We start from the raw sequence: 22276 nt of genomic DNA, 5'->3' as shown, positions 1-22276 counted from the left end.
AAATAAAATTTTTGCACTCCGGATAAGATTATGCAAAAATAAAATTTTTGCACTCCGGATAAGATTATGCAAAAATAAAATTTTTGCACTCCGGATAAGATTATGCAAAAATAAAATTTTTGCACTCCGGATAAGATTATGCAAAAATAAAATTTTTGCACTCCGGATAAGACCATGCTGGTCAACTACTGAGGCTGTTGATCGGTGGCCTGAATATTATTTTTCTGAAAAAGAATATCGCCGTAAGTATCTTTCAGCAATTTCATTATGGCCTCGGCGGTTGTCTGTCTGAGAACAGATTCTGCGAAACGCTCTGTATCTTCGAATTTAAGCTGTCTTATCACGTGCTTTATGGTGGGGATACCCAGAGGACTCATGCTCAGTTCACGTATCCCCAGACCTAACAATATGGGGAGATAAACAGGGTCCCCCGCCATCTGGCCACACATAAACACCTTCACATCATTCTCCCTTGCCGCGTCCGACACTCGTTTAAGCATACGGATAATCGCAGGATGAAGCGGTTGGTAAAGATGCGCGACCTCCTTGTTTCCCCTGTCTATTGCCAGCGTATATTGGATGAGATCGTTTGTGCCGATACTCAGAAAATCAACTTCTTTTGAGATAGTATCGGCCATGATCACCGCGGAAGGCACTTCAATCATGACTCCGATTTTAATATTTCTGCTTAAATTAAAGCCTTCCTTCTCAAGAGAATCTGCGACCTCATTCAGTATCACCTTGGCTTCAAGAATTTCTTCCTCGCCGGACACCATGGGGAACAGGATTCTGACATTATCAAATCCCGCGGCCGCTCTGAGGATGGCCCGCAACTGGATCCGGAAAACATCCGGCTTTTTCAGGCAGTATCTGATGCCCCGAAGTCCCAGAGCAGGGTTCGGTTCAAGAGAATCCGGATGCCGGGAGATGGCTTTGTCTCCGTTTATGTCAAGGGTGCGAATTGTTACCGGATTCGGTGCCATGACCTCTATGACATCTCTGTATTTATCAGACAGCTCGTCTTCGCTGGGAAAATCAGAACGGCTTAAATATTGGAATTCCGTTCTGTAAAGACCGATGCCGTCCCCGCCGTAATTTTTAACAGATACCACTTCTTCGGGAAGCTCGATATTTCCCATAATATGAATAACAGCGCCGTCAGAGGTTTTCGCGGGAAGATGATTACCGCGTGCAATTTTAGCCTTGTGAGCTTCATATTCTATTCTGCGTTTTACAAATCGTACAAGGGTCTGCTCACTGGGATGGATAATCAGCTCACCAGTTGAACCATCCACAATGATAAGGTCATCATTGCGGATAATGCTTGTAGCACGATCAATGCCCAGAAGTGCGGGAATTTCAAGTGTCCGGGCAATAATACCTGTATGAGATGTCACCCCCCCGCGGTCCGTGACAAATCCCATTATTTTTTCCAGTTGTATCTGGCTTGTTTCCGCGGGGGAAAGGTCCTCGGCCACAAGGATAACCCGCTTGTCAATGTCTTTGATATTCTCATGATCCGTGCCCATCAGATTCTGCATAATAAGGTCGGAAACCTGACCGATATCTGTGGCCCGCTCTCTGAAATAAGTATCGGCCATTTTCCTGAATGTTGCCTGAAGGTCTGCCGAGACTTTTCTGAGTGCCCATTCCGCGTTTACCTCTTCCTTTTCAATGATTTCAATAATTTTTCCATATAACATTTTGTCTCTGAGCAGTGCCACATGGGTTTTAAGAATATTGGCATGATCCCTAAGCTCCTCAGGCGTATCTTCAATGACTTTATGAAGGTTATCCCTCGCCTTTTTCACGGCTGTCTTGAAACGATTTTTCTCATTCAGCAAATTCTCTTTTGGGACAAAATACTTTTTGACAACATCCACGCCCTCTTTGTCAACCAGATAGGCTTTTCCAATGCATATACCGGGAGAAGCCCCGATGCCTTTGAGTACGATTTCCCGGGGGTCTGTATCCGACATATTCCTTTATTCTCCAAATCCGCTTTCAACCAATTCGACAATACGGTTCAGGATATTAATATCTGAGTCATAATCGCCAATCTTTATTGTTATCGTTGAATTTTTTGCACATCCGAGCGTAAGCATGTCAATAATGCTTTTCGCATCCACCTCTTCCTCTCCTTTTCTGATTCGTACTTCTGATTTCGCACTGCCCGCAATTTCCGCTATTCTGGCTGCTGATCTTGCATGAAGGCCCAATTCGTTTACGATAACAACATCTTTTGAAAATTCTTTAAATGAACGGTCCATATTTTGAGGTACTTGTCTGTCTGAAAAACTGTATTCAATGCTTTGTGACAGTATTTTCAACACTCCTTAAAATTAAAAAATAAATGTTAAAATTTGATAATCAGTTTTTTTAGGGTTATTTTGACAGAAATCTGATGACCAAAAACAAATGTTATTCATTCCCGGGATATCTAAAATGCTCCAATATACTGCCCGCCAGTATAACTTCAGCAGAAATTTAAAATAAAATAAAGGGAAAAATCAACAGAGGTGAAAATCGCTTCCTGGCGGTTCAACATCCTGTTTTGGAATACACCGTAACATACTGGCATTCTGATTTTGATTGTAAACAAATACCTATAAAAGCATAATATATTGAAATTAAGATCAATAATATCTTATGCTACATGAATTTTTGCATTGATTATTTCTCAAATCAGAATTGCTGGTAAGATATAAAAGTCATCAGAATCAGAATTGTTGAATAATGGAAATGTTCACATTTTAAAATAAAAACTTTTATCAAAAAACATCACAGATGTCAATGTGAAATCATTGACAAGACAGCAAATAGGTGATATTTTTTATATTTGGATATGTTTTATAATTACGGTAAGTTATTTATGTAAAAACGATAAGTGATATGGGAGCGAATGAAAAAACAATTTTTAATTAATGCCTTTAAAAAAGGCGAAGCATGGCAACTTTTCAAAATTATGAGGGAATTTTTGAAAGGCTTTGAAAGGCTTCATGAATTGGGGCCGGCCGTGAGTATTTTCGGGTCTGCCCAAATCCAACCCGATGATCCTGTTTATAAAAAAACTGAAAAACTGGCCGGGCTTTTGGTAAAAAACGGATTTACCGTTCTTACCGGTGGCGGAGGCGGTATCATGGAGGCAGCAAACAAAGGCGCGGCCCAAGCCGGAGGAACTTCCGTGGGCCTGAATATTGTCGAACAGGAACCCAATCCATATGCCAATGTCAGATTTGATTTTAACTACTTCTTTATCCGCAAAGTGATGCTCATCAAATATGCAATGGCCTATATCATCATGCCGGGAGGCTTCGGAACGCTGGATGAACTTTTCGAAACAGTTGCATTTGTTCAAATCCGTTGCATAAAGCCGCTTCCGGTCATCCTGGTCGGTTCTGATTATTGGTCAGGGCTCATGGAGTGGATTAAATCCGCCCCCCTCGCTGAAAAGCGGATATCTCCTCAGGATATGAATATCTTACAAGTTGCTGACGAGCCTGATGAAATTATAAGGGCCGTAAAAAAGACGGTGAAAATTTAAAATTGGACATTCCAAACATGAAAATAAAATCAGGACATAGGCCCGACATTTGGCATTCAAAACCAATTTTCAATTTTCAATTTTCAATTTTCAATTTCATTTTAGCTGTGTCAAGCGGTTTGCTGCTGACCGGCGCTTTTCCCAAGACCGGCATTGCCGGGTTTGCCTGGTTTGCCATTGTTCCGTTACTGCTGGCATTAAAGAATGTCTCTTTAAAGGACGGATTTCGTCTTGGCTTTGTCACAGGACTTGTCCATTATCTCACCCTTACTTACTGGCTTGCTTATACAATGAAAACATATGGAGGCCTTCCTTTATATGTGAGTGTGCCTGTACTGTTCCTTTTCTCCGCGTATCTTGCCCTTTATGTGGCTGTTTTTTCAACAGGGATCATCAGGCTGTTTTCCAAACCTGTTGCGGGTTTTACCTTGATCCCTGTCTTATGGGTCTCATTGGAATATGTGCGCTCATTTCTTTTTTCAGGATTTCCTTGGGAACTGATGGGATATTCCCAGTTTAACAATCTGTATCTGATACAGATTTCAGATATATTGGGCGTATATGGTGTGTCTTTTCTGATTATTTTATCCAACAGCTCAATTTTTCTGATATTTCTTTGTCTGACAGGGAAAGAATGGCAGGGAATGACAATTTCAAAACGTGTTGCAGCCATATCAGCATTTACATTTGTCTTTGTTTTCAGCGTGGTCTGGTCTTATGGAAAATATCGTGTAAGTTCCGTTGATGAAATGATCTCTGATGCTCCGTCCGCACGGGTTACAATTGTCCAGGGAAATATTGATCAGGCAAAAAAATGGGACCCTGAATTTCGAATGGAGACCATACAAAAATATATTGATTTGTCTTTTTCTGCCAGAAAAGATAATCCTGACCTTGTGGTATGGCCTGAAACTGCCACACCTTTTTATTTTCTGTATAATGTCAAACTGACTGAAATGGTTTTAAAAGGCATGCAAAAAACCGGGGCAGGCTTCCTGATCGGAAGCCCGTCCTTTATGCACAAAAATCACACAGAATACTATAACAGCGTTTATCTGATAAACCCGGACGGAACGATTTCCGGGCAATATGACAAGACCCATCTGGTTCCGTTCGGAGAATATGTTCCATTAAAAAAGTGGCTGCCTTTTCTGGGTAAAATTGTGGAGCATGTCGGTGATTTCACACAAGGAAAAGAGGGTAACACAATTCCGTTTGATAATTACAGCCTGGGTCTGCAAATCTGCTATGAAATTATTTTCCCAAATCTTTCCCGGATGATGGCAAAGAATAACGCGGGATTGCTGATCAATATTACCAATGACGCATGGTATGGCAACACCAGCGCGCCGTATCAGCATTTTTCCATGACCATATTCAGAGCAGTGGAAAACAAGCGGTCCTTAATACGGTCAGCCAACACGGGTATCAGCGGATTTGCCGACCCTGCGGGCAGAGTTATCAGCACCACCCCGCTTTTTGAAGATGCGGTTATGACTTGTTCTGTTCCGGTGCTGAACCAAAAAACATTTTATACCTGTTTCGGAGATCTGTTTGCCATGATTTGCCTTGTCATCACTCTGCTTGTTTCAGTTTTTCAGTTTCCAATTTCAAAAATATCCGAATGGCTCCGCAGGCGAAAAATATTTTTAAAGTGAATGTCCAAAAAAAAAGATTCTGACTTTTTTAAAAGACAGAATCTTTGTATGAAATTTTCCTGATATTATTAAAATAAAAACTTAGTTATTCTTCAGCAGCGATTTCTTCTTCCAAACGACGCAACCCGTCCTCAGATATAAGCTCCCATTCCACAAGAATAGCTCCGAGACCGTCTTCCTGTAATGTGCCTTTTTCCAGAATGCTTTTAAGACCTCCGTACTCACCTGTTTCCAAACTTACGAATGTCTCTTCAAAACTGATGGTTGTTTTTGGCAATATTTCCCACTGGAGTTCTTCGCCGCCTGTATAAAATATGATATGATTGGTCAGCAGGAAATATACACTGCCGCAAACAAGCATCACTATGATAAATTTTATTATTTTATCTCTCATTGCAAATCACCCTTTCTTAATAAAAATCAGTTGAAACTCAAAAAAGGAGAGTCAACATACAGATTAGCCCTTTGTTTCTAATTACAACAACCTGATAAATTCTTTACATCCCTCCTGACGCTTTTTTTCAGACAGCCATGGTTTTTCGGTGGCAAGAAAATATGAAATTTTCAGTGTTTTTTCTGATAGTTAACGCCTGACACCTGACACCTGTATGAAAAAACACAGAAAATTTTTACTATAATATCAGCTTATATGCAAGAAAAATATCCTCAGTAAAGGGAAGTTCAAATAAACGGTCATGAGCGGTTCGCTTACAACGAAACATGAAAGAACTCTTAACTTTATTAATTTTCATATAAATACTCACGAGAAACCTCCAGTTTCCCAAAAAAATATTGAATAAAGCCACTGGATATGTTTCTATTTTATTTTTTGATTATAACGGATTTAGGGGAGGCTGTTAAAGCCCCGTGGACGCGACATATTTGTAGCATTCATCATGCCGGGCCGACCAGACCCCGTAAGGGCGGCATATTTGCAACAGCAGGTTTGCTGAAAATATGCCGCCCTTACGGGGCCTGGCAGGGGGGGGCAATACGGCTGACTTAAGCATAAGCGGGTTTTCCGATATTTTCTCCGGAGTGCGAAAAATGCTTTTTCGCAGGCGCAAAAATAAAATTTTTGCACTCCGGATCCGTTCGGAATTGCCTAAATTACTACAAATATGCCGCCCTTACAGGGCTTGGTCGGCCCTCCCCTAAATCCGTTATAATCAGTATATTTGTGTAATATCGGGCGATCTCTTTTTTCTGAAACTTCAAAACCTGAGAGGTCTTAACTCATTTAAAAAAGGAGGGATATCCATGAATGCAAGAAGATCAGTTTTTGCAGGAACCTGGTACCCGGGGAACGCGGCTGAATGTGAAAAGGAAATTAATAATTTCCTTAAAGCAGGTGAAGTCAGACTCACTTCAGACAGAACGCTGAGCGGAGGAATTGTACCTCATGCCGGATGGTATTTTTCAGGCAGTATCGCCTGCAACGTCATTCATTGTCTTGCAGAAGAAGAACCACCGGATGTTATTGTTGTTTTCGGAATGCACCTTGGGCCGGGCTCTCCTTGTTATATTATGACAGAAGGCGCATGGGAAACCCCGTTCGGCGAGATTCAGATCGAAAAATCCCTGGCAGATGAACTCACCCAAAAATTTACGTTTAAAATTGAAACCGCTCAGAGGTTCACCCAGGACAATACCATTGAACTTCAGCTTCCGTTTATAAAATATTTTTTTGAAGATGTGAGAATCATTCCCATAGGCGTGCCTCCCGCGGCAAGTTCCCTTGAAATCGGAAGGGCGGTTGCAGAGATTTCAACCCGCCTGGGTCTGCAAATGAAAGTTATTGGTTCCACTGACCTTACTCATTACGGTCTTAATTATGGGTTTACGCCCAAAGGAACAGGTTCAGGAGCCATTGACTGGGTGCGTAATGAAAATGACCGCAGAATTATTGATAAAATGCTTGCTATGGATCCTTTGGGAGTCATCAACGAAGCCTTGAAAAGCCAGAACGCCTGCTGTGCCGGGGCCGCGGCAACCGCCATTGCCACTGCGAAACACCTGGGCGCGGACCGGGCAGAATCCATTGCTTATGCCAGCAGCTATGACAAACATCCCGGAGACAGCTTTGTGGGGTATGTGGGAATCGTGTTTTGAAAATTTGGGATTTGGGATTCGGGGTTTGGGATTCAGGATTCAGGATTCGGGATTTGGGATAGGAAGAACATAACATGAAAGGCGGGAACTGTTTGATATTCCTGATCAGAACATTATCAGCAGCTCGAAAAGCTTTTCCGGAGTGCAAAAATAGAGCGAAGCGGTTTTTTGCAGAAACCTTTTGCAGCGTATGCAAAAAACCGCTTCGCATTATCATCAGCTCGAAAACCTTTTCCGGAGTGCAAAAATAGAGCGAAGCGGTTTTTTGCAGAAACCCTTCCGGAGTGCAAAAATAGAGCGAAGCGGTTTTTTGCAGAAACCCTTCCGGAGTGCAAAAATAGAGCGAAGCGGTTTTTTGCAGAAACCCTTCCGGAGTGCAAAAATAGAGCGAAGCGGTTTTTTGCAGAAACCTTTTGCGGCGTATGCAAAAAACCGATTCGCATTATCAGCAGCTCGAAAACCTTTTCCGGAGTGCAAAAATAGAGCGAAGCGGTTTTTTGCAGAAACCCTTCCGGAGTGCAAAAATAGAGCGAAGCGGTTTTTTGCAGAAACCTTTTGCGGCGTATGCAAAAAACCGCTTCGCATTATCAGCAGCTCGAAAAGCTTTTCCGGAGTGCAAAAATAGAGCGAAGCGGTTTTTTGCAGAAACCCTTCCGGAGTGCAAAAATAGAGCGAAGCGGTTTTTTGCAGAAACCTTTTGCGGCGTATGCAAAAAACCGCTTCGCATTATCAGCAGCTCGAAAACCTTTTCCGGAGTGCAAAAATAGAGCGAAGCGGTTTTTTGCAGAAACCCTTCCGGAGTGCAAAAATAGAGCGAAGCGGTTTTTTGCAGAAACCTTTTGCGGCGTATGCAAAAAACCGCTTCGCATTATCAGCAGCTCGAAAACCTTTTCCGGAGTGCAAAAATAGAGCGAAGCGGTTTTTTGCAGAAACCCTTCCGGAGTGCAAAAATAGAGCGAAGCGGTTTTTTGCAGAAACCTTTTGCGGCGTATGCAAAAAACCGCTTCGCTCTATTTTTGCACTCCTTTTGATCTCGAAATTTTTTCGATCTGCTGATTATAAATATCGGAAATACGTTCTGTCAGTGTGATATTCTCAGGGCTGTCCGCAGAAATAGAGATTTTTCGCGATTCATCATCTGCTATCTCAAGATGTATGGCAATATGATCGGGTAAGATTTCCCTGAACTTGTCCGCCCATTCGATAGCAACCACACCCTCCTCACTGTCAAGGATTTCATAAAGGCCGATTTCTTCAATATCCTCAACGTGTTCAAGACGGTAAAGATCAGCATGAAACAGCGGGCATCTGCCCGGATATTCATTTATCAGCGTATAACTAGGGCTTGTGACATAATATTCATTCGGAACTCCGAGCCCTTTGGCCAATCCCTGAATAAAAGAAGTCTTTCCGCTGCCAAGGTCCCCGGTGAGCGCGATAACGGTCCCGCCATTGATCAGTTCACCTGTTTTTTGTCCCAGGAGCTGAGTTTCTTCAAGGGAAAGTGTTGTTATCTGAAGCTGTTTCTTTATCATTTAAATAAGACATAAAGGTTACGGGCTAAAAAAGAACTGTCTTCGAATCCGCAATTCGTAGGGTGGGGTTCTACCCCATATGCATCAGGCTAAGATCGTAACTCATTGTTTTTATTAATCCGTGATCTGCCGGACGGGGTTTGCAACCCCGTCCGAAATATTTTCCGACCCCCGAAAACAAACGTTTCGGACGGGGTTGCAAACCCCGTCCGGCATTCTTAGCCTGATGCATATGGGGTTCTACCCCACCATAGTTATGGCTTGACCTGATTAAAGAGATACAAGAAAATTTCCTTAAAGCTTTGTTTATTGGAAATAAGCCATTCATTTTTTGTATCTTATCAAATGAGCCATGCCGTAAGTTGAGCGATTCTTTTCAGCAAAATTTGTTGATACGTTGATATGCTTGATTTTGTCGATTTTCATGCTATCACCCATTGGGTGATTGTGTAAAAATTGCTGATTCATTGATATTAGTGAATGAGAGTTACATTCAACTCAGAGAATCGCTCAATTTAGGTAGTTGGGTAGCATGGCACTCCTCCTCTGTTTAAGAATTTCTGAGATAGTTTGGCATGCCATACATTATAAAGCAAGCTAATATTTATAAATATTCAAAAGCAACACCTTCTTGTCGCAAAACTCATATAGCCGTGTGTTTGCGCTGATGTTTCGATTTAAAAATCAGGGCTTGTATTTTCAGCAAGTTGCTCCTGAATTTCGAAGCAATTTTTTCCAACCTGCTTCAGCTATTGTTAAAACGAAATATCCTTGCAAATCCTTACTGCTCTAAGGATAGACGGTCCAAGGTGTCGTTTTTGATTAAATAGCGTTGCAGGGTTAATTATCAATCCCACTTGTTGCTGTTACAAATTTTTCTTCCTCTGATTTTCCATAAACATCTTTCAGAACAATCACACTTTCTATAATCATCCAAATTTCTAATATAAATACGAGAACTCCAATTATGAAAAGAAGCCAGTTAGATGAACTGAAGAATTTTTGAATATTGAGAATCATGGCCCATCCTGTTATGAAAATCATAAAAATCATTGGAATTCCGGTATAAGCAATTTTCACCCTGCGCTTTGCAAGATAAATTGTTGCAACAAGAAGAGCCAGACCGGCAAGAAGCTGATTTACGGATCCAAAAAGAGGCCAAAGTTTTAAAGCTCCTTTACCGCTGCCATCATAAAAAGCCAAAATTCCTGCTGAAATAACCGCAAATGCAGTTCCAGCCTGTCGTTTTTTTAATGGCTTGAAATTATAGGCATTTGCAAGTTCAACGATAACATAACGCTGAATACGGGTAGCAGTATCAACTGTTGTAGCTGCAAATGAAACAATAAATACAGCCATTACGGAAAGTGCTATTTTTGCAGGTATACCATAGCTTTCAATCATGTTAGCCGAACCCTGCACAAAAGCTCCGAGCTTTGAACCCAGTCCCTGGGCAGCTTGCCAGTCTATGTAATGGCAGTTAAAAGCTTCGGCTCCGAATAAAGTTTCTCCGCCGCACGGCATTCCAAGGCCAATTCCGGCAGCTACAGCTATCACTGCCAGAGTAGCAAGAAAGCCTTCCCAAAGCATACTGCCATAACCAATAAATAGTGAGTTTGTTTCGGAATCACATTGTTTTGATGAAGTTCCGGAACTTACAACGCTGTGGAATCCTGAAATAGCGCCACAGGCCAGTACTACAAAAAGAAAAGGCAATAGTGCCGGTGCGCCCTTAGGAGAAGCATTTACAGCAGGGGCAACAATCGCAGGATGAGCGACAACGACACCAAGACCAAGCAGAAACATGGCAATTACAAGTTGATGAGAGTTTATAAAATCCCTGGGTTGAAGCAGGGTTTGTACAGGCAGACTCGAAGCCAGCCACGCATCAATAATAAGAACCATAAGTATCCAGAATATAATCGAAGCCTGCTTACTCATACCAAATATAGCTTGGAGGTCAATGGGTAAATAAGCCCCAATTGCCACGGTTATATACATTACAAATACAGCAGCAATACTCGGCCATAAAATATCTACCCCCTTTTTATAAAACAGATGACCAAGATAAATAGCAATTGGAATTTCAAACCATACCGGAATTACGGCTATCGGATACATGTTAAAAAGAAGACCTATGATAAGGGCAAAAACAGCTATCACTAACCAAAGCTCAAAAAAAATTATCAATAAAAAAAGAGTTCTGACCCTTTTATTAACTATATCGGATGCTACATCGCCAATTGATCTGCCCTCAGCCCTCATGGATATAATAAGGGAACTAAAATCATGCACGGCACCGAAAAAAATGGAACCTACAAATATCCAGATCATAGCAGGAATCCATCCCCAAATAACTGCAATGGCAGGTCCGACAATAGGGCCGAGGCCGGCGATAGAAGTAAAATGATGACCAAAAAGCATCTCCTTTTTAGTGGGAACAAAGTCATGATTGTCCTGGAGTGCTTTACTCGGACAGATAGCATCGGGATTAATTTGGAAAATTTTGCGTGCCATAAATTTTCCGTAAGTATGGTAAGCAATTATGTATCCTATCATGACCAATAAAGCCAAAACTAAAGAATTCACACAACCTCCTAAATTTATAAAAATTAATAAAGAATCCCTACCCCGGAGAGTAGTTACATCATCAAATCTAAAAATTAGGGTTGAGCTTTAATAAAGCAACCCTAAAATCAACTAAAGTATATCGGCTTTATAATTCTACATGTTATATTTTCAATTGGTTATGAACCATATTTCGGGTAATTTTAGTGCAAGTTGCTTATTTTAAATGATATATTAATATTATTTTATTTTACGGACAGTTAAAATCGAAACAGCCCCGGATGAAAATCCTGAGATTTTCCTCCGTCTTTATTTGTCCGGCGGACTTCGAATTACTTATGTATTACTTATAATATACGGATTTTGATAAAAATATCTTTTATTTAAAGATATATATGATATGAAAATAAGCGCAAAAAGTAATCATGGAAATCCCTCAGAAAACCGAAAAATTTCTCTCAGATGTCCGAATTATGTCATGGCTGATTTAATTAAAACCTAACCTTAGACAAATATTATCAGCAACTTGAAGTAAATCTGTCTAAAATATGATCTGTAACTTATTGATAACACAATAGGTAGAAATAAAAACCTGTTATACTTTAGTAAAATTAAGAGTTAATATGAAAAATTTTGATGCCCGTTTGAGTTTTTTTATACCTATGGCTTGACCCGATTAAAGAGATACAAAAAAATTTTCTTAAAGCTTTGTTTATTGGAAATAAGCCATTCATTTTTTGCGGGTGTGTCCCACCTTTTACACAGAGAGCGGATTTCAGATTTTGCCGCTTCGGATCACGCTGTGACTCGGAAATGACAATTGGAAATATATTCAGACTTTTAAATGATATCCCGCCTTTTGCACAGGCGGATGTCACATATCTGTCCGCCGGGGGAGACCGGATTTCGCAGGTGCCGGACGGAAAGCATTTTTTGTCAGCATTTTCGGCATAATGAGCTGATATTCCGCCTGCGGCATCCTCATTCCGACCGAAGGCGGGAGACGACCCGTTTTGTGTAAAAGGTGGGACACACCCTTTTTTCTATCTTATCAAATGAGTCATGCCATAGCTGTGGTGGGGTAGAACCTGGGGTGATGAAAATGTCACAAACCGGGCTGACAATTGCGATCCCATTTTTATTCCGCAAATTTTTTATGACTTAAAAATCAGGCAGTTAAAAAATGCGGGGAACAAAAACGGGATCAGCTTTTTCAGAGCCTTGGAAACATTTTCATCACCCCAGGCAGAACCCCACCCTACGAATTAAAGTCCATATTACAAATTTTTACAAAACCGTAGCAGTCTCTTTTCTGTTTGGCAAAGGCATTGTAAAATCATGTTATGACAGGAGTTCGGACATTTTTTGCGCAGTATGAGCAAAAGCTTTTGTCACCGGTGAATCTGTATAAGTTTCCTGAAAAGAAGTTCCGGAGTCTCCGCATGCAACCACATTGGGATCAAAAGGAATTCTGCCCAAAAATACCACGCCTGCTGACAAGGCTGTTTTTTCTCCCCCGCCTGATCCGAACAGCCTAATATCTTTGCCGCAGTGAGGGCAGGAAAAACCGCTCATATTCTCTATCAGTCCGAAAATATCCATATTTACAGTTTTACAGAAATTAATGGATTTCCTGACATCTCCGAGGGCCACTTCCTGGGGAGTCGTGACAATAATTGCCTTTGCATCGGGAATGACCTGGGCAACGGTAAGGGGCTCATCTCCTGTGCCGGGAGGGGCGTCAATAATCAGATAATCAAGCTGACCCCATTCCACATCCCCGATAAATTGTTTGATCACGCCATGCTTGACGGGACCTCGCCATATAATCGCGTCATCTTTGCTTGCGCTGAGAGATTCAATTGAAACTGCTCCCAGGTTTTCCGAATACTTCATAGGGACAAGTTTCCTGTCTCCGTTCAGTCCGAGCATTCCCTGGATACCCAGCATTCTTGGCACATCAGGCCCATGAATATCAACATCCATGATTCCCACTTTATGCCCTTTTTTTGCCAAGGCAATGGCAACATTAACAGATACGCTTGTTTTTCCCACCCCGCCTTTGCCGCTCATTACAATGAATTTATTTTTAATTTTTTCCAAAGAACCTTTTACAGCAGCATCCTGATCAGCTATTTTTTTTTGTTTGGCTGCATCACAGGTTCCCCCTTGTTGTAATTCTACCATAATACCCCCTTATATTTAAAAATGAGAATTGAAAAAACTTTCAATTCTCATTTTTCAATTCTCAATTTTCAATTCTCAATTTTCAATTCTCAATTTCTACACCCAATGTCCTTCCACATTGGCTCCCCGGGCAGATTCTAACTGGCCTTTTTTATATAATGAAAGAACATCTTCAGCCCGGCCTTTTGCACCGGTTATGATTTTTACACCGGCGCTCTCCAATACCATAAACGCTTTGGGACCGCAGTTGCCTGTAATCAGCACATCCACATGATTATCAACAATGGTTTTGCCTGCCTGTATCCCCGCTCCTTGCGGAAGGTTGAGATTCTGTGTGTTTTCAATCACCTCAAAAGCCATTGTCTCAGGGTCAACGATAAGGAAATAGCTGGCTCTTCCAAATCGCGGGTCCAGTTCAGATGACAAATCTTTGCCTGTTGATGTAATCCCAATTTTCATAATTTTATCTCCTTAATTTTTTTAATAATTTTTTGAGAAACCAGTTCCTTGAAAAAAACTTGGCTTGGACAGTCTGATCTGTATTATTCCTGGATTTTCAGGTAAAATTCAGGAAAGCGTTCTTCTTCACAGCGGGACAGAACTCCGTTCTAATGTTTTGGATATGTTGCCGTGCGGACATATTTAACCGCAAAATTCAACAACACCCCAAAAATTTTTTAACTAAAACCTTATGTCTGAGCTGTTTTTTTTTCCGGAACACGCTGAAAATATTCATGATTACATGAAGGGCATTTCTGAGGTCTTCCGGTTCCCCAGGCTTCTACCCATTTGTGATTGCATTTTTCACATATGAATATTCGCATTTCATCAGCAATGGTATAATTTCCACCTTCGATATTAATGGCCTTTCCGTTGATCAGGGCATCCGCGACAATTTTTCGTGCATGTTGGATAATCCGTCCGAAAGTGGCTCTGGATATTCCCATTTCACGGCCTGCTTCTTCATAGGGCATGCCAAGAAGATCAGAAAGGCGTATGGCTTCACGCTCATCAACAGTAAGGTGAACTTCTTCCAGTTCAACCATCGGGATACCTCTTGGCTTGAAATAACTGATCTCCGGATTGAACGCGACAATACGATTTTTTTTGGGTCTTACCATGAATTCTCCTTTTATGAGATTATACTCAGAAGATGAAATTTAATTACTTTAATCCACATTGTCAAGACAATTTCTCAAAATTCTTTTATCCGGTGTTTATTCTCCTTACTCATGCAAGCTTCAATATATTTCATTATTCCATATCTTCTCATAACCCACTTCAATCCATCGTGATGCGCTTTAGCGTAGTACAGCAACTTACAAGTTCGTCCCCCCCTGTTCCGGGGATAACCCCCTTAATTTATTAAGCGCCGGAGGGAGACGGATTTCCAAGTTGTTGTAGTAGTTACCCGACCAAATTAATTCTGACGGATAAACAGGACATCAGACCTCCGAGGTTTCCAAAACCTCGGCGGTACTTACCCCTCAGAATTTATTTGGTTGTGTAGTAGTTTCGCTTTTATCCGGGGATCGCTTCCCTGACATCAGTCATCCGAGCCCTGATTCATCTGATTCAGGGACCGATTACATAATGAAAGAATCATAATAATCTTTTTAATCTGTTAGTCAAGATTCAGACAGGTGAGCCATGTGCTGTCCGGGTCACATTCAACGCTTCTGACAGGTTCAAAGTCATCTCCTCAAACAACATAAAATTATTTAAAATCAAGCATTCTTCACAGAATCTGAAAAGCAGTTCACGGTTTTTTGCCTGGGGAATAATTTTGCAAATTATTTCGAACTATCAGCATATTAAAAAATTTTTGGGACAAAAAAAAGAGCAAAAACAGAACGAAGCGTTTTTGGGCATTCTCCCAAAAAATTTTGGTCTGATTTTTTGCCTGTGAGCTTATGCAAAAAACCGCTTCGCTCTGTTTTTGCACTCCGGAAAAAATTCGTGGGCTTATGCAAAAAACCGCTTCGCTCTATTTTTGCACTCCGGAAAAAATTCGTGGGCTTATGCAAAAAACCGCTTCGCTCTGTTTTTTGCACTCCGGAAAAAATTCGTGGGCTTATGCAAAAAACCGCTTCGCTCTGTTTTTTGCACTCCGGAAAAAATTCGTGATCTTATGCAAAAAACCGCTTCGCTCTGTTTTTTGCACTCCGGAAAAAATTCGTGGGCTTATGCAAAAAACCGCTTCGCTCTGTTTTTGCACTCCGGAAAAAATTCGTGAGCTTATGCAAAAAACCGCTTCGCTTTGTTTTTGCACTCCGGAAAAAATTCGTGAGCTTATGCAAAAAACCGCTTCGCTCTGTTTTTGCACTCCGGAAAAAATTCGTGAGCTTATGCAAAAAACCGCTTCGCTCTATTTTTGCACTCCGGAAAAAATTCGTGAGCTTATGCAAAAAACCGCTTCGCTCTATTTTTGCACTCCGGAAAAAATTCGTGGGCTTATGCAAAAAACCGCTTCGCTCTATTTTTGCACTCCGGAAAAAATTCGTGGGCTTGAAAAAAAAACTGCTGATTATAATGGATTCAGGGGAGGCCACACCATTCCGGGGAAAACCGTGACATTCTCAGAAAGCCGGACCGTGTGCGGCTTTTTTTTTAACCGGAAAGAGAATGCCGCCGCAAAGACAGGGAGACACAGAGAGCCTTTGTGAGACTTCGTGTTTTTGTGCCTTCGTGGCATTGCAAATCGAACAACGCACCAGTTTTTCCCGGAATGACATTCGGAGAGAACAGCATGTTCTGATCTGATAATTTCAGAAAGTTATGTTCTCCCCCAAATCCGTTATAATTAGAAAGCTGTGACAACGGATGTTCATGAATCTGACATCCCTATTAATTTTAATATAAAAATAACGTCTTGTATGCTGATCTTGTCATCTCCGTTGACATCCGCGTTCAGATTGACAGAAACATCACCCGGGGCCGTTCCTGTCAGGATCTGAAGCGCCAGGACAGCATCTTTCACATCAACTCGTCCGCTCCCATTAATGTCTCCGGGACGAAGCGAATTTAAAATAAAGATGATCTCCTCTAAGCCGATTCTGCCATCTCCGTTGATATCAGCATCCAAATTCAGATCAGGATCAAGGGCAGGGTCATTTGGATCTGTTTCCGTCATAATCCAAAGTGCCAGGAGTGCATCTTTGATCTCAATTTTATCGTTACCATCTATATCTCCATTTTCCTCGGCCGTGAGTTCGCCAAAGGGACGAACATCAACTTCGAGATCAAATACATTGCTGTCAAGTTTGCTGTCATTGACGATCACCGGCACATAGAGAATATCGTCAACAAAGCCGTCAACAGGGGTTATGGTGTTGCCTGAACGGGTATAATTTTCCCCGTCCTGAACCGTCAGGGTAAAATCGCCTGGAAAAAAGCTGTCCGGATCCGTTACCATCAGATCATACAATTCGATGGACAGGGGTCTTTTCTCCTCAGTTTTCAGAATCTTCTGCCCGGTAATCTTAGGCGAGTCATTATAAGACGTAATATCAGCATAAACAGTGATCGTGTCGGTTTCGCCCTTGGAATTTGTAACCTGAACCACAAAGCTGTCTGTTTTATCAAAATTTTCGTCCGGCTTGTAATCAAAACTCACAGGATTGTCGGTATTGCCACCAATGATGCTGGCTGTTCCATGTCTGGGAACTGTGATAATACTCCAAGTCATCATGTCCCCGGGCTTTCTGGGTGTGCTGGCTCTCAGTTCCAGGCTGAATTCCTGGGGAAAACTGTCTTCATCCATCACAACGCTGACAGAGTCCTCATCCGGCTCAATCACGGGCGGAATGGTTCCGATATTCACCGTAACAGTAATTTCAGCGGTGTCAAGACCGTCACTGACCTGAACCACAAACGTATCATTTCCCGTGTAATCCGTATCCGAGTCATAGGTCACGGAAACAGATGAACCTGCACCGCCCCCGCTGACCGTACCATGCCGGGGAGAGGTGATAATCTGCCAACTCAGCGCGCTGCCATCAGAATCACTGGCGTTAAGCGTCACAATAATCGGAGGACCGTTTTCCTCCATGGCTTCTGTGGTGTTTCCACCTTCTTTAATTTTCGGAGGCGTGTTGTTCAGCCACACTCTGGCAGAACTCGAATTCGCTAGGATAATATCGAGAAGACCGTCACCGCTAATATCTCCCACTGCCGCCCCGGAGCCTGATTCGCTTGGTCTTTTGCTGTTTTCAATTTTGGTAAAAATTCCTTCCCCATTGTTTATCCAAACGGTGGCGGAACTTCCCGCTGACACGGCATCAAGATATCCGTCTCCGTCAAGGTCTCCCAGTGCCACATCAGTGCATGACCCCAGGCTCTGATCAGAGTCTGCAAAGGTTCCTCCGTCATTTAACCATACTTTGCTGACACTGCTGTTTGCCACAAAAATATCAGGATCGCCGTCCCCGTCAAAATCGCCGAGAGCCACTCCCGAGCCTGAACCGAGGTTTTCATCGCTCTCGCTAAATATTCCGCCCTGATTCATCCAGACTGTGCTGCCTCCGGCTGAATTTACAACCACCGCATCAAGATCACCGTCATCATCCACATCACCCAGGGCTATGTCACTGACCGAAGCCAGTGTCTGCCCGCTGTCAGTAAAGCTTCCTCCGTTGTTTTTCCACACCGTGCTGTCTTCACTCGAATTTGCAATGACAGCATCGGGATCGCCGTCGCCGTCAATATCTCCGAGAACCACACGGATGCCCGGCCCCAGGGTCTGCTCGCTGTCTGTGAATATTCCTTCATTATTCAGCCATATTTTTGTGTTCGGACTCGCTGCAAGCACGGCATCGAGATCACCGTCACCGTCAACATCTCCGAGAACGACGTCAGCGCCTGCGTCCAAATTCTGGCCGCTGTCAGCAAATATTCCCTCATTATTATTTAACCATACCCTGGTCGTTCCGGTATTTGCAAGCACAACGTCGATATCTTCGTCATTGTCAACATCTCCGAAAGCCACGCCACCGGATGAATTCAGGCTTTGACTGCTGTCAAAAAAATAGGGATTTGTATTTTGGGAGCCAGTCGTGAAAAATTGCCATGTCTTGGCGGATTCCGGGGAATCACCGGCCGTGCTTTTTATACCTGTTGTCAATGTCACTGTCACCATTTCACCAATAACAAAATTGGTAACAGGATCGAAAGTAACCTTTTTGCCTGAGGGTTTGGCAGTGGTCTGGTGTGAGCCGGAAACTGAACCGTTTATAAACAATTTGCCGTCAACTGTCGCGGGTGAAATATCTTTGTTAAAGCTCACAACAATGTTGGCACTGGTACTCACTTTAAGGGTATTTGGCGAAGGCGAGACATTTTCAATAAGCAACGCATAGGCAGGTGAAGCAGATATGCCCCCTGTAACCCCTGCCGCGAATAGGATTACAAGCCACACGCGCCAAAAAATAAGAAACAGATAAGGCAAAGATTTATTGAATACGCCTTGTAATAATTTATCTTTTTTGTCAGTCATTCGTATTTCCTCCTGAAAAATAAGTTAGAAGTAATATGACCTGTCAGATTCCGCAGCTTCACAGGGCATAAAAATCTGATGATTTATAATAATACTGTTACACCCTTATATCGTAATATCTTACACTTTGCTGTCTCATTAAAAGCGAAAAATAATGTCGAATTTTTAGTTCGGAATCGGTTTTTAATTATTAAAATTCTGTTTTTATTGTTCAAATTATTTAGGCAAAATAAAAGCGTCCGAATCTTAAATTCGCACGCTCGGGAGGATTGCACAAATATTTTAATCTGTGATATTGGTCTCTTATAACCATATTTTATAATATTTTACATAATAAAACTAGCTATAAAAATAATTCGTCAGCTCTATCTCTGACATCGAAACGTCTGACACTTTGTTATTTGTGAGGCCCAAAGATGAAATCCTGTACTTTCTGAATAAAAGGCTTTCTGATCTGAACTTTCAGATACAAATCTCCCGGATTTCCTCCGCCTTTCCCATCTTCTCCCATTCCGGAGAGGCGGATATGTTGCCCTTCCCTGATACCCGGGGGGATTTTCACCACCAGCTTTTTGGACTTTTTCTTATGAAAGTATGCGTAAGGCCCTCCTTCCTGAGCCTGCTGAGGGGATAAGAGAATCATATCGGTCAGATCGGCCCCGTTCTCAGGAAGTTCGACACCAGTAACTTTTTCTATAACAAATCGGGAAAGCTTGTTAAGGTAGCTGATTTTGGGAGGTTGTTCCGCAGATTTGTTTTCTTTTTTACCAAAATTCCCGGAAAAGATAAAATCGCCGCTGAAAAGGCCCGTACTTTTAAATTCAAAGGTTGTCCGATATCCCTGGCCGTAAAATTCCTTAAAAATATCATCAAACCCTCGGAGACCAAAGGCTTTTGCCATTTCCTCGAAAATTTGATTAATATCCGAACCACTGAAAATATCCTGATCAGAATAGGTTTTTCTGAACTGATTGTAGGCGGAATTACCGAACTGCTGTCTGAGTGAATCATATTCTCTTTTTTTTGACGGGTCAGAAAGCACTGCATAAGCTTCGTTCACGGCTTTCATTTTTTCAGCCGCGTCCGGATTTTCCGTATTTCGATCCGGATGGTATTTAAAAGCCATTTGACGATAGGCTTCTTTTATTTCCTTTGTCTCAGCATTCTGCCCCACCCCTAAAATCTGGTAATAATCCTTTTCCATGATATGTATCCTCTTTAAAATAGCGTGGTCGAAAATGAAAAGTCCCGTAGGGACCGCATATTTATAGCATAAGAGAGTCCGCCCCTCTCCTGAATCCCGTAGGGACGGCATATCCGGGCTGTAAAACAGGACTCAAAAATACGGGGAATTTCATTGCCCTGTGTACAGGAGAAAAAGTTGAACAGGGGAAGAAACCCGGCTTTTTTCTCGGACAGAATGATTTCCTCGTGCCGGAAAAAGCCGGGTTTCTTTTGTTGTCCTGTACACAGATCATTACCATAAAAAATGCCGTCCCCACAGGACTCAGAAACACGGAGCATATCATTACTACAAAAATGCCGTTCCTACGGGACTCAGTAGAGGGACGGACTTCTCTTATGCTTCTTAGCGATCCTTTCAGGGCTTAATCCAGTTTCCCCCTTCTTTATACGCCATGCTTATCTCTTTTAATCTGCTCTTCTGCTCTTTAAACCGCCCTTTCATTTTTTGGAGCCATTCACCGTGTTGTATGGTTTCCTCTTTGGTTAAAAACAGTTCATGTTCACCTTTGTTTATTTCAAACACAGGCGAGCCTGATTCCATGCGCATTGTCCCGGAATTGCTGCACAACATACATTTTACTTTGTTATCTCCGAGAAAACGGAACGTATCTCCGCCACATAAAGGACAGGCATACGCTTTTTTCTCAGGTGCGGGGGCAAAAAGCGATTCGCCTAATTCCGCGGCCGTTTTTTTGTTTTGTTCATTAAAAAATACTTCTCCCGGGAGCGCACCATAAGCGATTGCAGTTTTTTTCACTTCTGTCATTGTCAGTTTCAGAAAGCTTTCTATTCCTAAAAGTGTGCTGCCCTCTTTGCCTTCAATACCTGCCACAGCGATTCCCACAGCAGGTTTGCCCCATAATTTTTCAACATGGTTCAGGAAACTGAGCCCCCTGTCCAAAAGGAGTTTCAGAGCGGCATTTGCGCCAAGGAAGTAGGCAGGGGCAGCCACAATGAGCGCATCAGCATCCAGAATTGCATTCTGTATGATATGAAGATCATCATCTAAGACACATCCTTCCTTTTTGAACAGGCATTGATAACATCCTGTGCAGTGCCGGATGTTAAAATCGGAAAGTCTCAGCAGGTTCAGTTCATGGGCAAGGGGAATGTGGCTGCTTATCTCTTTAACCATCATTTCGCTGTTCCCAAGGTTTCGGGGAGAAGCGATAATACCAAGAATTTTTTTCATAAATATCTCCTGTGATTTGTGATTTGTGATTTGTGATTTGTAATTTGTGATTTGTGACTTGTGATTTCTTATCTGATGTATTGTCACCGGATATCCACCAACTCGCATTCTCAAAAACGAGGAAAATCTTGTTCCCAGGCTCTGCCTCATGTGTCACTGTACAGCCGATGATTCGCATAAATACCGCCTGAAAACGAGTAGCAAGTGTTTCCGAGTTCCGCAGAGTCCCCTCCCACACCTATGCACGGCGTTTTTGCGGAGATATTCCTCCGTGTTTCTCCAAGTCCTGTAGGGACGGCATCTTTGTAGCAGAGATATGCCCCCGTGTTTTTTTCAAGTCCCGTAGGGACGGCATCTTTGTAGCATTGCTGACAAAGATATTTTTCCGATATGATTAGAACCACAGGGATTTGGTTTTATAATGCTTTGTAATCCTTATTAAATCAAATTCATGTAGTTGTTATAATTTTCTGTATGATGAAAAAAATAATATAATCACATATTTTTCCTTTAACACACAGATACATCCATAGCTTACACGCCATATTATTGTCAAGATTAGCAGTTCAGAGAAAATTATTTTTTCATTCTGTCTGATATTATGCGGCTTATTATAAGAGTTAAAAAATATATCTTTCTGTTTTTATTGATGATAAAATTAAACATCTCATTTTATTTTCAGTATTGTTTAAATCTTATAGTACTTTGATATAACAAGTTATATTTTTATTGCACAAACGA

Annotated in this window: 18 protein-coding genes; 4 read left to right on the top strand and 14 right to left on the bottom strand. The window is 41.9% G+C overall.

Features of this window, described 5'->3' with window-relative positions:
- Window positions 1-185: 185 nt before the first annotated feature.
- Together ptsP and dnm_RS16505 are read right to left on the bottom strand one after the other, a co-directional pair.
- The gene (ptsP, locus tag dnm_RS16510) at window positions 186-1979 is read right to left on the bottom strand and encodes a phosphoenolpyruvate--protein phosphotransferase (RefSeq protein WP_207678017.1); all 1794 of its coding nucleotides are present in this window, start codon (window positions 1977-1979) and stop codon (window positions 186-188) included.
- 6 nt (window positions 1980-1985) lie between these two features.
- Window positions 1986-2270 (bottom strand): HPr family phosphocarrier protein, encoded by a 285-nt coding sequence (locus tag dnm_RS16505; RefSeq protein ID WP_207678016.1) that lies wholly within the window; start codon window positions 2268-2270, stop codon window positions 1986-1988.
- 632 nt (window positions 2271-2902) lie between these two features.
- Between dnm_RS16505 and dnm_RS16500 the strand changes: the two genes are divergently transcribed.
- A complete protein-coding gene (locus dnm_RS16500) occupies window positions 2903-3544 on the top strand; it encodes an LOG family protein (protein ID WP_207678015.1) in 642 nt (213 codons plus the stop codon).
- Between the two features lie 17 nt (window positions 3545-3561).
- On the top strand, window positions 3562-5202 hold the full coding sequence (gene lnt / locus dnm_RS16495) for an apolipoprotein N-acyltransferase (protein ID WP_207678014.1): 1641 nt from the start codon (window positions 3562-3564) through the stop codon (window positions 5200-5202).
- A gap of 85 nt (window positions 5203-5287) precedes the next feature.
- Here lnt and dnm_RS16490 read toward each other — a convergent pair whose 3' ends face one another.
- Both dnm_RS16490 and dnm_RS16485 read right to left on the bottom strand, forming a co-directional pair.
- On the bottom strand, window positions 5288-5596 hold the full coding sequence (locus dnm_RS16490) for a hypothetical protein (RefSeq protein ID WP_207678013.1): 309 nt from the start codon (window positions 5594-5596) through the stop codon (window positions 5288-5290).
- A gap of 463 nt (window positions 5597-6059) precedes the next feature.
- Window positions 6060-6212: a hypothetical protein gene (locus dnm_RS16485; RefSeq protein WP_207678012.1), complete on the bottom strand. Its 153-nt coding sequence runs from the start codon at window positions 6210-6212 to the stop codon at window positions 6060-6062.
- A 250-nt stretch (window positions 6213-6462) separates the two neighbouring features.
- Between dnm_RS16485 and amrB the strand changes: the two genes are divergently transcribed.
- Window positions 6463-7314 (top strand): AmmeMemoRadiSam system protein B, encoded by an 852-nt coding sequence (gene amrB, locus dnm_RS16480; RefSeq protein WP_207678011.1) that lies wholly within the window; start codon window positions 6463-6465, stop codon window positions 7312-7314.
- A 116-nt stretch (window positions 7315-7430) separates the two neighbouring features.
- Here the strand turns inward: amrB and dnm_RS16475 are convergent, their stop codons facing one another.
- The 6 genes from dnm_RS16475 to dnm_RS16450 form a co-directional block, all read right to left on the bottom strand.
- Window positions 7431-7757, bottom strand: coding sequence for a hypothetical protein (locus tag dnm_RS16475; RefSeq protein ID WP_207678010.1), 327 nt, complete (start codon window positions 7755-7757; stop codon window positions 7431-7433).
- 567 nt (window positions 7758-8324) lie between these two features.
- Window positions 8325-8849 (bottom strand): tRNA (adenosine(37)-N6)-threonylcarbamoyltransferase complex ATPase subunit type 1 TsaE, encoded by a 525-nt coding sequence (gene tsaE, locus dnm_RS16470; protein WP_207678009.1) that lies wholly within the window; start codon window positions 8847-8849, stop codon window positions 8325-8327.
- 840 nt (window positions 8850-9689) lie between these two features.
- Window positions 9690-11438, bottom strand: a complete 1749-nt coding sequence (locus dnm_RS16465; RefSeq protein ID WP_207678008.1) for a carbon starvation CstA family protein — start codon at window positions 11436-11438, stop codon at window positions 9690-9692.
- A gap of 1320 nt (window positions 11439-12758) precedes the next feature.
- Window positions 12759-13604: an Mrp/NBP35 family ATP-binding protein gene (locus tag dnm_RS16460; protein WP_207678007.1), complete on the bottom strand. Its 846-nt coding sequence runs from the start codon at window positions 13602-13604 to the stop codon at window positions 12759-12761.
- A 96-nt stretch (window positions 13605-13700) separates the two neighbouring features.
- Entirely contained in the window at window positions 13701-14063 is a 363-nt protein-coding gene (locus dnm_RS16455) for a NifB/NifX family molybdenum-iron cluster-binding protein (RefSeq protein WP_207678006.1), read from the bottom strand.
- Window positions 14064-14293: 230 nt separating this feature from the next.
- On the bottom strand, window positions 14294-14725 hold the full coding sequence (locus dnm_RS16450) for a DUF134 domain-containing protein (RefSeq protein ID WP_207678005.1): 432 nt from the start codon (window positions 14723-14725) through the stop codon (window positions 14294-14296).
- A gap of 792 nt (window positions 14726-15517) precedes the next feature.
- On the opposite strand from dnm_RS16450, the gene dnm_RS16445 reads away from it, so the two are divergent.
- On the top strand, window positions 15518-16270 hold the full coding sequence (locus dnm_RS16445) for a hypothetical protein (protein WP_207678004.1): 753 nt from the start codon (window positions 15518-15520) through the stop codon (window positions 16268-16270).
- 161 nt (window positions 16271-16431) lie between these two features.
- On the opposite strand, the gene dnm_RS16440 is transcribed toward dnm_RS16445, so the two are convergent.
- From dnm_RS16440 to dnm_RS16425, 4 genes are all read right to left on the bottom strand, one after another.
- Complete coding sequence (locus tag dnm_RS16440; protein ID WP_207678003.1) at window positions 16432-19098, bottom strand: FG-GAP-like repeat-containing protein; 2667 nt, start codon at window positions 19096-19098, stop codon at window positions 16432-16434.
- Window positions 19099-19495: 397 nt separating this feature from the next.
- Window positions 19496-20302, bottom strand: coding sequence for a DnaJ domain-containing protein (locus tag dnm_RS31315; RefSeq protein ID WP_207678002.1), 807 nt, complete (start codon window positions 20300-20302; stop codon window positions 19496-19498).
- Between the two features lie 396 nt (window positions 20303-20698).
- Entirely contained in the window at window positions 20699-21535 is an 837-nt protein-coding gene (locus dnm_RS16430) for a flavodoxin family protein (protein WP_207678001.1), read from the bottom strand.
- A 146-nt stretch (window positions 21536-21681) separates the two neighbouring features.
- Entirely contained in the window at window positions 21682-21939 is a 258-nt protein-coding gene (locus tag dnm_RS16425; RefSeq protein ID WP_207678000.1) for a hypothetical protein, read from the bottom strand.
- Between the last annotated feature and the right edge of the window lie 337 nt (window positions 21940-22276).

The organism is Desulfonema magnum (assembly GCF_017377395.1).
Taxonomy (GTDB): domain Bacteria; phylum Desulfobacterota; class Desulfobacteria; order Desulfobacterales; family 4be13; genus Desulfonema_C; species Desulfonema_C magnum.
The sequence above is the reverse complement of the archived record's forward strand: the minus strand, read 5'-3'. Positions and strand labels throughout refer to the sequence as shown.